Below are 10401 nucleotides of genomic sequence, written 5' to 3' on the forward strand. Positions count from 1 at the left end.
TTCAGCGACTACAGCCGCAACGCCATCCGCATGGCCGCGCTGATGAAGCAGCGCGTCATCCACGTCTTCACGCACGACTCCATCGGCCTGGGCGAGGACGGCCCCACCCACCAGCCGGTGGAGCATGCGGCTAGCCTGCGCCTGATCCCCAATCTGGATGTCTGGCGTCCGGCGGACACGGCCGAGACGGCCGTTGCCTGGGGCGTGGCGCTGCAGCAGCGCGAGCGGCCCACGGCGCTGCTGCTCAGCCGCCAGAACTTGCCGTATGCGGCCAAGCCGACGTCCGCGCTGGCCCCCAATGCGTCGGGGCTGGATGCGATCGCCCGCGGCGGATACATCCTGGCCGAGCCCGTGGCGGTCGGCTTCAAGCCCACCAAGAAGGCCAAGGCCGTCATCCTGGCCACGGGTTCCGAGGTGGCGCTTGCGCTGCAGGCGCAGCGGCTGCTCGCGGCCGAGGGCATCCCGGTGCGCGTGGTATCGCTGCCCAGCACGACCGTGTTCGACCGGCAGCCGCTGGACTATCGTCTGGCCGTGCTGCCGCCCAAGCTGCAGCGCATCGCCGTCGAGGCGGGGTGCAGCGACTTCTGGTGGAAATACGGCTGCGCCGCCGTGGTTGGCCTGGACCGGTTTGGCGAGTCGGCGCCGGCGGGCCAGTTGTTCGACCTGTTCGGCTTCACCGCCGACAACGTGGCCGCGACCGTGTGTGCCGTGCTCGGGCGTTCGTGACCCGCACTTTCATCCGATCTCATCCACTCAGAGACCACACCATGACCATCCGCGTTGGCATCAACGGTTTTGGCCGCATTGGGCGCCTGTCGCTGCGCGCGGCGCTGCAAGGGGGCTTTGACGACATCGAAGTCGTCGGCATCAACGACCCCAAGGGCGCCGACTACCTGGCCTACATGCTGCAGTACGACAGTGTGCACGGGCGCTTTCGCGGCAGCGTCGCGCACGGCGGCGACGCGCTCATCGTCAACGGCCGGCGTATTGCGCTGAGCCACGAGCGCGACAACCCCCGACTGCGCTGGGGTGACATGGGCGTGGACGTGGTGCTGGAGTGCACCGGCCAGTTTCTGACCACCGAGCGCTGCCAGGTGCACCTCGATGCCGGCGCCAAGAAAGTCGTCATCTCCGCCCCCAGCAAAGACGACACCCCCATGTTCGTCTACGGCGTCAACCATGGCAGCTACGCGGGCGAGGCCGTCATCAGCAACGCCTCGTGCACCACCAACTGCCTGGCGCCCGTGGCCAAAGTGCTGCACGATCGCTGGGGCCTCAAGCGCGGACTCATGACCACCGTGCACGCCGCCACCGCCAGCCAAAAGACCGTGGACGGCTCCTCGCGCAAGGACTGGCGCGGTGGGCGCGGCATCCTGGAAAACATCATCCCCAGCAGCACCGGTGCGGCCAAGGCCGTGGGCAAAGTCATCCCGGCGCTCAACAAAAAGCTCACCGGCATGTCGCTGCGCGTGCCCACCAGCGACGTCTCGGTGGTGGACCTCACCTGCGAGCTGGAGCGTCCGGCCAGCTACGCCGAGATTTGTGCCGAGATGCGCGCCATGAGCCAGCGGCCGGTGGCCGAAGGCGGCATGGCGGGCGTGCTGGGCTACACCGAAGACATGGTGGTGTCCACCGACTTTCGGGGCGAGAGCTGCATCAGCGTCTTCGATGCCAAAGCGGGCATGGCGCTGGACGACACGTTCGTGAAGGTGGTGGCCTGGTACGACAACGAATGGGGCTACGCCGCCAAGTGCCTGGAGATGGCGCGCATCGTCGCGCGCGCTTGAGTCGGCGGCATTCCCGCTGGCCGCTAGCGCGCCGTCAGGGGCAGGCCTGCAGGCCCCGCCCCGCTGCGCCGAGCGCAGCCTGCAGGCGGCCGTGCTCGGACTCGGTCAGGTCGGGCCAGCGCAGGGTGATCGTGCGGGTCTCAGACCGCTCCTGCACCACGCGGGCGTCGCGCACGCCCTGGCGCTGCGCGTCCTGCAGCGCTTTGCGCGCGGCTTCCTCGCTCGAATAGGTGCCCAACGCCAGACCTGGGGCCAGGGCGGGCACGTTCACCTCGCGTTGGTCGATGCCGGCCTGACGCAATTCGGCCCGGCGCCGCTGCAGCGCGTCGGCGTTCGGGAATTTGCCCAGATAGACGATCCAGCGTTCCGGCAGGATGGTCGCGGTTTCGGTGCTGCGCCCGCGCAGCCCGGTCTCGGTATCGGCGCTGCGCCGCGCGGCATCGGCTTGTGCCGGCATCAGCGCCGCCAGTTGCCAGCAGCGACGCGGTTCCACCGGCGCGGGTGGTTCGGGCCGCTCGGGACGTGTTCCGGGGGCGGTGTTGCCGGTGATGTCCGCCACCAGCGCGGCGTCGGCGGCCGGGGGATCCGCCAGGGCGGCTAGATTGGCTGGTGCGCTGCCAGGGGTGTTGAGCAGGCGCAGCCGCTCCGGCACCACCTGCTGCGCCAGACGCTGCGGCTCGCGTGCGGTGTCGGTTGTGCCGGAGCCACCCGCCGAGCCGAGCCAGCCACTCTGCCAAGCCCATAGGGCGCCGTTGGCCACCAGCAGCAGAACGACGAGTGCCCTCAGCATGGCCGCACGCTCACTTCACCCTGCTGCACCCGCTGCAGTCCGGTGGCGGTGCGCAGTCGCAGGGCGCCATCGGGGTCCACGCCCTCGGCCGTGCCTTCGGTACCGTCGCTCAGGCGCACCGCTTGGCCGCGCAGCGCATCCCGCGCGGCGTAGCGCCCGGTCAGCGGTCCAAACCCCTCGCGCTCGAACGCCCGCGCGGCCTGCAGCACGGCCGCCCCCAGCGCGGTCAGCGCATGCCCCAAATCCCACGGTGTTCGTCCCTGTGCTTGTGCGATCACATCCAGCCCCACCGGGGGCAGAGCATGGGGCGGGGCGTCGGGGGGCAGCGTCGGGGTGGCCAGGTTGACCCCGACGCCGATGACGCAGTGGCGCCCGGGCTCGGTCGCCGTGGCGTTGGCCGTCTCGATCAGAATGCCGCCGAGCTTGCGGCCGTCCCAGCACAGGTCGTTGGGCCATTTCAGTCGCACCACGGGATCCAGCGCCTCGGCCACGGCCAGCCCCATCGCGAGCGACAGGCCCGACCAGTCAGACGGGGTCAGCCGCACACCGACCGAAAAGGCCAGCGACGCGCCGGGCACCGTCACCCAGCTGCGCCCCAGGCGCCCACGGCCGGCGGTTTGCTCCAGGGCGGCCAGCACGACGGGGCCGATATGGCTGGCGCGCGCACGACGCATTAGCTCGGCGTTGGTGGAGTCGATGGTCGGCACCACCTCCACCGACAGGCCCGGCCACGCCGGGCTGGCGGCCTGCCACAGGGCCTCGGCGCCGGCGTGCAAGCGGGCCAACGCAGCGGTCGTCGCGGGGGCGGGGGCGAGCGGGGCGGGAGCGGACATCGGGCGGTGCCGCAGCGGCGGACAGACGAAGACGGCGTGAAAGTTTGCTAAGGTAACTGCATGGGTGCGCATGCGTGCGCGCGCGCGAGGGAGGGCGATTCGACCCGTCCGCGATGCGCCACACCGCACCCGGAGCATTTTAGAGATGAATACCGCTGGTTCTGCCCAAGCCCCGGGGGGCCTCAAGACCCTGGTCATCGCCGAGAAGCCGTCCGTCGCGCTCGACATCGTGCGCGCGCTCACGCCCGTCTCCGGCAAGTTCGAGAAGCACGACGACTACCACGAGAACGACCACTACATCGTCACTTCCGCCGTCGGCCACCTGGTCGAGATCGCCGCCCCGGAGGCCTACGACGTCAAGCGTGGCAAGTGGAGTTTTGCCCACCTGCCGGTGATTCCGCCGCACTTCGAGCTCAAGCCCATCGACAAGACCAAGTCGCGGCTCAACGCCGTGGTCAAGCTGGCCCGCCGCAAGGACGTGGGCGCCCTGGTCAACGCCTGCGATGCGGGGCGCGAGGGGGAGTTGATCTTTCGCCTGATCGAGCAGTATGCGGGTGGTACCGACAAAGCCGGCCACCCCAAGCCCCTGGGCAAGCCCGTGCGGCGGCTTTGGCTGCAGTCGATGACGCCGCAGGCGATCCGCGAGGGCTTCGAGCAGTTGCGCAGCGACGAGCAAATGCGCCCGCTCGCCGACGCTGCGCGCAGCCGCTCCGAAGCCGACTGGCTGGTGGGCATCAATGGCACGCGCGCCATGACGGCATTCAACTCGCGCGATGGGGGCTTTTTCCTGACCACGGTGGGCCGGGTGCAGACGCCAACGCTGGCCATCGTGGTGGAGCGCGAGGAGCAGATTCGCGCCTTCCGCGCTCGCGACTACTGGGAGGTGCACGCCACCTTTGCGGCGCAGGCCGGCACCTACCCCGGGCGCTGGTTCGACCCCGCGTTTCGCAAACCCCAGGGCGATGCCGCCGACCCCGAGCGCAAGCCCGAGCGGCTGTGGACCGAGGCCGAGGCGCAGGCCATCGCGCAGGCCGTGCGCGGCCAGCCCGCGCAGGTCAGCGAGGAATCCAAGCCCACCACGCAGGCCAGCGGCCTGCTGTACGACCTGACCAGCCTGCAGCGCGAGGCCAACGGGCGCTTTGGTTTTTCGGCCAAGACCACGCTGGCCCTGGCGCAAAGCCTGTACGAAAAGCACAAGGCCCTGACCTACCCCCGGACCGACTCGCGCGCGCTGCCCGAGGACTACTTGGGCACGGTCCGCCACACGCTGGAGGCCCTGGCCGGCAGCCCCCTGGCGCACCTGGCCCCGCATGCGCGGGTGGCGCTCGAGCAGGGCTATGTGCGGCCCACCAAGCGCGTGTTCGACAACGCCAAGGTCAGCGACCACTTTGCCATCATCCCTACCCCGCAGACGCCGCACGGGCTGAGCGAGGCCGAGCAAAAGCTCTATGACTTGGTGGTGCGCCGCTTCATCGCGGTGTTTTATCCCGCGGCCGAGTTTCTGGTCACCACCCGCATCACCCGGGTGCCAGTCGAGGGGGCCACCCACCACTTCAAGACGGAGGGCAAGGTGCTCGTCAAGCCCGGCTGGATGGCCGTCTACGGCAAAGAAGCCGCCGAGGATGTGGAGGGCGCGCGCGCCGGCGACAAAGGCCAGAGCCTGGTGCCCGTGCAGCCGGGTGAGTCGGTGCGCACCGAGGCCGCCCGCGCGGACGCCAAGCAGACCCGCCCGCCCGCGCGCTACACCGAAGCCACGCTGCTCGCTGCGATGGAAGGCGCGGGCAAGATGGTGGACGACGAGGAATTGCGCAGCGCCATGGCCGACAAGGGGCTGGGCACCCCCGCCACGCGCGCGGCCATCATAGAAGGGCTGATCGCCGAAAAATACCTGCTGCGCGACGGCCGCGAGCTGATCCCAACCGCCAAAGCCTTCCAGCTCATGACCCTGCTGCGCGGCCTGGGCGTGGAAGAGCTGTCGCGCCCCGAGCTGACCGGCGAGTGGGAGCACAAGCTGTCGCTGATGGAGCGCGGGCAGCTCAGCCGCGAGGCTTTCATGCGCGAGATCGCTTCCATGACCGAGCGCATCGTGCGCAAGGCCAAAGAGTACGACCGCGACACGGTGCCCGGCGACTACGCCACCCTCACCGCCCCGTGCCCGCAATGCGGCGGCGTGGTCAAGGAAAACTACCGCCGCTACGCCTGCACCGGCCCCGACGGCGCGGAGGCGGGCTGTGGTTTTTCCCTGCCCAAGTCGCCCGGTGGCCGCGTGTTCGAGCTGGACGAGGTGGAAACCCTGCTGCGCACGCACCGCATCGGCCCGCTGGAGGGCTTTCGCTCCAAGGCGGGCTGGCCATTCAGCGCCGAGCTGACCGTTGCGCCGGACCCCAGTGGGCAGTGGAAGCTGGAGTTCGATTTTGGCGACGACGACACAACCGAGGATGCCACCCTGGCCGATCTGAGCGGCCGCGAACCCCTGGGGCCCTGCCCCAAGTGCGGGGTGCCCGTGGTCGAGTACGGCAGCCACTATGTCTGCAGCCGCGCCGTCCCCACCACCGAGCAGCCCACGCCGTCCTGCGACTTCAAGAGCGCGACCACCATCCTGCAGCAGCCGATCGCGCCCGAGCAAATGGCCAAGCTGCTGGCCACCGGCAAAACCGACTGGCTGGAGGGCTTCGTCTCCAACCGCACCCGGCGCCCGTTCAAGGCCGCGCTGGTGTGGGATGCCGAGGCCGGTCGGGTCAACTTCACCTTCGAGCCGCGCGAGGGCGGGCGCGCTCCCGCCCGCCGAGGTGGAGCGCGCACCGCATCCCGCGCCACCGCTACCCGACGCGCCACACCCAAACGCTGATGTCCACCCGCGAGGAGACCCCCATGAGCCTGAAGCTGTACTACGCCCCCGGTGCCTGCTCGTTCGTGCCCCATGCCGCGCTCGAGCTGGCCGGAGCCGATTTCGAGCCGGTGCTCGTCAAACTGCACAAAGGCGAGCACCAAACGCCGGAGTTTCGTACCCTCAACCCGCGCGGGCAGGTGCCGGTGCTGGTCGACGGGGATACGCCGGTGACGCAGATCGTCGCCATCTGCCTGCATCTGGATGCGCGCTTTCCGCAAGCGGGCCTGCTGCCGGCGCAGGGCATGGCGCGCACCAGGGCGCTGGAGACGTTGCTGTGGATGAACAACACGGTGCACCCCACGTTCACCCATGTGTTTATGCCCGCCAAGTTTGCCGACGAGGCCGAGGCGCAGGCGGCCGTCAAGGCCCGCGCACTGGGGCAATACCGCCAGCTCCTGGGTGAGCTGGAGGCGCTGGTGGCCGCCAAGCCCGGCCCGTGGCTGGGCGGCGCGCAGCCCGGCGTGGTCGACGCCTACGCTCTGACGCTGCTGCGCTGGGGGGGCTTTGCCGGCATCGACCCGACCACGTTGCCGCAGACCTGGGCGCTGTCCCAGGCCTTTGCGGCCCTGCCGGCGGTGGCGCGTGTCATCGAGCGTGAGCGCTTGCAGCTCAACGTCTACCGCCCCACGGCGGCCTGAAATCGCACCGACACCCGCAGGCCGCGCGCCTGCGGGCGCTGCGGGTCGGCGTCCTCCATCTCCAGCACCGCGCCGTGCTGCTGGACGATTTCGTGCACGATCGCTAGGCCCAGCCCGGAGCCGTCCACATTGGTCCCCAGTGCGCGGTAGAACGGGGCCAGCACGCGCTCGCGCTCGTCCGCCGGGATGCCTGGGCCGCTGTCCTCCACCTGCAGCACCTGCACCCCGCTGAACGGATCGGTCAGCACGCGCACCGTCACCACGCCTGCGCGCGGTGTGTAGCGCAGGGCGTTGTCGGCCAGGTTGCGCACCAGCTCCGCCAGCAGGGTGGGGTTGCCCAGCAGGCGGATGGGGGGCGAGGCGGGCGGGCGGTCCATCGGCCGGGTCTCGAAGCCCAGGTCGATCGCCTTGTCCAGCGCCAGCGGCACCAGCTCCTCGACCACCTCGCGCGCCACCGCCACCAGATCGACCGGCTCGAGCGGCAAGGCTCGGCCGGCGGCCTCGGCCCGCGCCAGGGCCAACAACTGGTTGACCGTGTGCGTCGCGCGCACGCTGGAGGTGGCGATCTGGCGCAGCGACCGCTCGACCTCCTCCCCCACGCTCGGGGGAAGCTGCTTTTGCGCCATCTCGGCCTGCATGCGCAGCCCGGCCAGCGGGGTTTTGAGCTGGTGCGCCGCGTCGGCCAGAAAGCGCTTCTGGTTGGACAGCGTCGCCTTGAGGCGCTGCAGCAGATCGTTGATCGACGACACGAGCGGGGCAACCTCCTGGGGTACATGCTCGTCGTCGATGGGGCTGAGGTCGTCCGGGCGGCGGGCGCGGATGCGCTGCTCCAGCTCGGACAGCGGCCGGATGCCATGCACCAGCGCCAGCCAGACCAGCAGCACGGCCAGCGGCAGAATGATGAACTGCGGCACCATCACGCCCTTGATAATCTCGGTGGCGAGTTTGGAGCGCTTGCCACGCGTCTCGGCCACCTGCATCAGCACGATGTGATCGCGCGCCGGGCCGCGCGCCAGCCAGGTGTAGGCGATGCGCACATCCTCGTCGCGGATGACGCCGTCGCGCAGCCGAATGTCGCCCGGGCGGGGCGTGCGGGCATCGGGCGGCGCGGGGAATTCCGGATCGCCGCTGACCAGCCGGCCGTCGCGGTCCAGCACCTGGTAGAACACCAGATCGGTGTCGTCCGCCCGCAGCAGGTCGCGTGCCTGCGGGGTCAGCGCAAAGAGCGCCCGCCCCTCGTCCACGGTGACGAACTGCGTGAGCGCCTGCAGGTTGAACTCCAGCGCGCGGTCATAAGGACGGTCGGCGATGCCCTGCGCCACGAACCAGGTCAGGCCCAGCGACAGCGGCCACAGCAGCAGCAGGGGCGTGAGCATCCAGTCCAGGATCTCGCCAAACAGGCTGTGCTGCTCGCGCTGGAACAGCCCGCGCCAGCCGCGCCGCCCGTCAGCCGGGGATTTTTTCAAGGCAGTACCCCAGCCCGCGCACGGTGGCGATGCGGATCGGGCCGCGCTCGATTTTTTTGCGCAGGCGGTGGATGTACACCTCGATGGCGTTGTTGCTGACCTCGTCGCCCCACTCGCACAGGCGCTCGACGAGCTGTTCTTTGCTGACTAGCCGCCCCGCGCGCTGCAGCAGCACCTCCAGCAGCCCCAGCTCGCGCGCGGACAGCTCGATCATCTTGCCGTCGATGGAGGCCACGCGGCCGGCCTGGTCGTAGACCAGCGGACCGTGCTGGATGACGCTGGAGACCGCCCCGTTGCCACGCCGCACGAGCGCACGCACGCGCGCCTCCAGCTCGGCCAACGCAAACGGCTTGGCCATGTAGTCGTCGGCCCCCAGGTCGAGGCCGCGCACCCGGTCGTCCACACTGTCCGCCGCGGTCAGAATCAGCACCGGCAGTTTGGCCCCGCGGGCGCGCAGGCGTTTGAGCACCTCCAGCCCGCTCAGCTTGGGCAGCCCCAAGTCCAAGATCAGCAGATCGAAGCCGTCGTGCATCAGCAGTGCCGCATCGGCTTCGTCACCGCTGGCGACGCGATCGACGGCGGCGCCCGCGGCGCGCAGCGTGCGCAGCAGTCCGTCGGCCAGAACCTGGTCGTCTTCGGCGATGAGGATGCGCATGGCGTGTCTCCGTCCGGGGCTGCCATTAGAGCGTCCGCTCCCGGTGCGCGACATTGTAGGGGCCGGCCCGTGCGGCGCCATCCCCTTCGGCATAGGCCTCCAGCCCCAGTGCGACGACGGCGGCAACCGCATCGCCGACGGCGGCGCGGAACTCCTGCTCGGCCTGCTCCACGGCGCGGCGAAAGGCCTGCAGCCAGTCCAGGCCCGTGGGGGTGAAGACGATGCGGCGCGCACGCGCGTCGTGCGGATCGCGCTCGCGCCGCACCAGCCCCCAGGCCACGCACTGATCGACCAGATCGCCCATGGCCTGCTTGCTCATGCCGGCGCTGTGGGCCAGTTCGGTGAGGCGGGCGCCCCCGAGCGGCAGATGGCGCGTGATGTGGACGATGGCCGCCCCCACCTGGGCGTGCGCGGCCAGGTTCGACAGCGCCAGGGGCGCGTGCGGCGAATGCGCCATGAGCCACAGCACCCGCTCATCGAAGCGGCGCAACGCATGGCCCATCAGGCGCCCCAGGTGGGTGACGCGCCAGCGTTCCTCGGGGCCGAAAGAGGGCATCGGCGACATGGGTAAATGGTAAGTCAAACTGACCAAAAAACAACAAAAAACCGATCAACACCCGTTTACACTGCCATCCAAGCACCGACCGTACAGCCCCAGCAGCGCCGCGGGACAGGGAGGGCGGTGTGGTCCAAGTCTTTGCCCATTCAGGAGAAAACCCATGAACGCCATGACCCGCACCCCCGACCCCGAAAAAGCCAAGGCTCTGCAGGCCGCGCTGGCGCAGATCGAAAAGCAGTTCGGCAAAGGCACCATCATGCGCCTGGCCGAGGGCGAAAAGGTCGAGGACATCCAGGTCGTCTCCACCGGCTCGCTCGGGCTGGATCTGGCGCTGGGCGTCGGCGGCTTGCCGCGCGGCCGCGTGATCGAGATCTACGGCCCCGAGTCGTCGGGCAAGACGACGCTGACGCTGCAGGTCATCGCCCAGATGCAAAAGCAAGGCGGCATCTGCGCCTTCGTCGACGCCGAGCACGCGCTGGACGTGCAGTACGCGCAAAAGCTGGGCGTGGATCTGTCCAACCTGCTGATCAGCCAGCCCGACACCGGCGAGCAGGCGCTGGAGATCGTCGACAGCCTGGTGCGCTCTGGCGCGGTCGATTTGATCGTGGTCGACTCGGTGGCGGCCCTTACCCCCAAGGCCGAAATCGAAGGCGACATGGGCGACAGCCTGCCCGGCCTGCAGGCGCGCCTGATGAGTCAGGCGCTGCGCAAGCTGACTGCCACGATCAAGAAGACCAACTGCATGGTCATCTTCATCAACCAGATCCGCATGAAGATCGGCGT

General features: G+C 69.7%; 10 protein-coding genes. 5 read left to right on the forward strand and 5 right to left on the reverse strand.

Features of this window, described 5'->3' with window-relative positions; all coding sequences use genetic code 11:
• Together V7026_RS09840 and gap are read left to right on the forward strand one after the other, a co-directional pair.
• Positions 1–726, forward strand: a 726-nt coding sequence (locus V7026_RS09840) for a transketolase-like TK C-terminal-containing protein (RefSeq protein WP_334155209.1), incomplete at its 5' end; no start/stop codon positions are given.
• Between the two features lie 41 nt (positions 727–767).
• Positions 768–1787 carry a type I glyceraldehyde-3-phosphate dehydrogenase gene (gap, locus tag V7026_RS09845; RefSeq protein WP_334155210.1) on the forward strand — a complete coding sequence of 340 codons (1020 nt, stop codon included), beginning with the start codon at positions 768–770 and terminating at the stop codon, positions 1785–1787.
• A gap of 34 nt (positions 1788–1821) precedes the next feature.
• Here the strand turns inward: gap and V7026_RS09850 are convergent, their stop codons facing one another.
• Together V7026_RS09850 and V7026_RS09855 are read right to left on the reverse strand one after the other, a co-directional pair.
• Positions 1822–2577, reverse strand: coding sequence for an SPOR domain-containing protein (locus V7026_RS09850; protein ID WP_334155211.1), 756 nt, complete (start codon positions 2575–2577; stop codon positions 1822–1824).
• The gene (locus V7026_RS09855; protein WP_334155212.1) at positions 2571–3410 is read right to left on the reverse strand and encodes a biotin--[acetyl-CoA-carboxylase] ligase; all 840 of its coding nucleotides are present in this window, start codon (positions 3408–3410) and stop codon (positions 2571–2573) included. Before V7026_RS09855 ends, V7026_RS09850 begins: the two co-directional genes overlap by 7 nt.
• A 145-nt stretch (positions 3411–3555) precedes the next feature.
• On the opposite strand from V7026_RS09855, the gene V7026_RS09860 reads away from it, so the two are divergent.
• Positions 3556–6258, forward strand: coding sequence for a DNA topoisomerase III (locus V7026_RS09860; protein WP_334155213.1), 2703 nt, complete (start codon positions 3556–3558; stop codon positions 6256–6258).
• 23 nt (positions 6259–6281) lie between these two features.
• On the forward strand, positions 6282–6938 hold the full coding sequence (locus tag V7026_RS09865; protein ID WP_334155214.1) for a glutathione S-transferase family protein: 657 nt from the start codon (positions 6282–6284) through the stop codon (positions 6936–6938).
• Here the strand turns inward: V7026_RS09865 and V7026_RS09870 are convergent.
• The 3 genes from V7026_RS09870 to V7026_RS09880 form a co-directional block, all read right to left on the reverse strand.
• Positions 6917–8314, reverse strand: coding sequence for a sensor histidine kinase N-terminal domain-containing protein (locus V7026_RS09870; protein WP_334155217.1), 1398 nt, complete (start codon positions 8312–8314; stop codon positions 6917–6919). The genes V7026_RS09865 and V7026_RS09870 overlap by 22 nt on opposite strands.
• 70 nt (positions 8315–8384) lie before the next feature.
• Positions 8385–9059 carry a response regulator transcription factor gene (locus tag V7026_RS09875; RefSeq protein WP_334155215.1) on the reverse strand — a complete coding sequence of 225 codons (675 nt, stop codon included), beginning with the start codon at positions 9057–9059 and terminating at the stop codon, positions 8385–8387.
• A 25-nt stretch (positions 9060–9084) separates the two neighbouring features.
• Entirely contained in the window at positions 9085–9624 is a 540-nt protein-coding gene (locus V7026_RS09880) for a MarR family winged helix-turn-helix transcriptional regulator (protein WP_443082343.1), read from the reverse strand.
• Between the two features lie 154 nt (positions 9625–9778).
• Here V7026_RS09880 and recA point away from each other — a divergent pair.
• The coding region (recA, locus tag V7026_RS09885; protein ID WP_334155216.1) for a recombinase RecA at positions 9779–10401 on the forward strand (623 nt) is incomplete at its 3' end.

Source organism: Tepidimonas sp. (assembly GCF_036825565.1).
Taxonomy (GTDB): Bacteria; Pseudomonadota; Gammaproteobacteria; order Burkholderiales; family Burkholderiaceae_C; genus Tepidimonas.

Coding starts and splice junctions, on each gene's coding strand:
- gap (WP_334155210.1), top strand. CDS start 768: ATGACCATCCGCGTTGGCATCAACGGTTTTGGCCGCATTGGGCGCCTG.
- V7026_RS09850 (WP_334155211.1), bottom strand. CDS start 2,577: ATGCTGAGGGCACTCGTCGTTCTGCTGCTGGTGGCCAACGGCGCCCTA.
- V7026_RS09855 (WP_334155212.1), bottom strand. CDS start 3,410: ATGTCCGCTCCCGCCCCGCTCGCCCCCGCCCCCGCGACGACCGCTGCG.
- V7026_RS09860 (WP_334155213.1), top strand. CDS start 3,556: ATGAATACCGCTGGTTCTGCCCAAGCCCCGGGGGGCCTCAAGACCCTG.
- V7026_RS09865 (WP_334155214.1), top strand. CDS start 6,282: ATGAGCCTGAAGCTGTACTACGCCCCCGGTGCCTGCTCGTTCGTGCCC.
- V7026_RS09870 (WP_334155217.1), bottom strand. CDS start 8,314: ATGCTCACGCCCCTGCTGCTGCTGTGGCCGCTGTCGCTGGGCCTGACC.
- V7026_RS09875 (WP_334155215.1), bottom strand. CDS start 9,059: ATGCGCATCCTCATCGCCGAAGACGACCAGGTTCTGGCCGACGGACTG.
- V7026_RS09880 (WP_443082343.1), bottom strand. CDS start 9,624: ATGTCGCCGATGCCCTCTTTCGGCCCCGAGGAACGCTGGCGCGTCACC.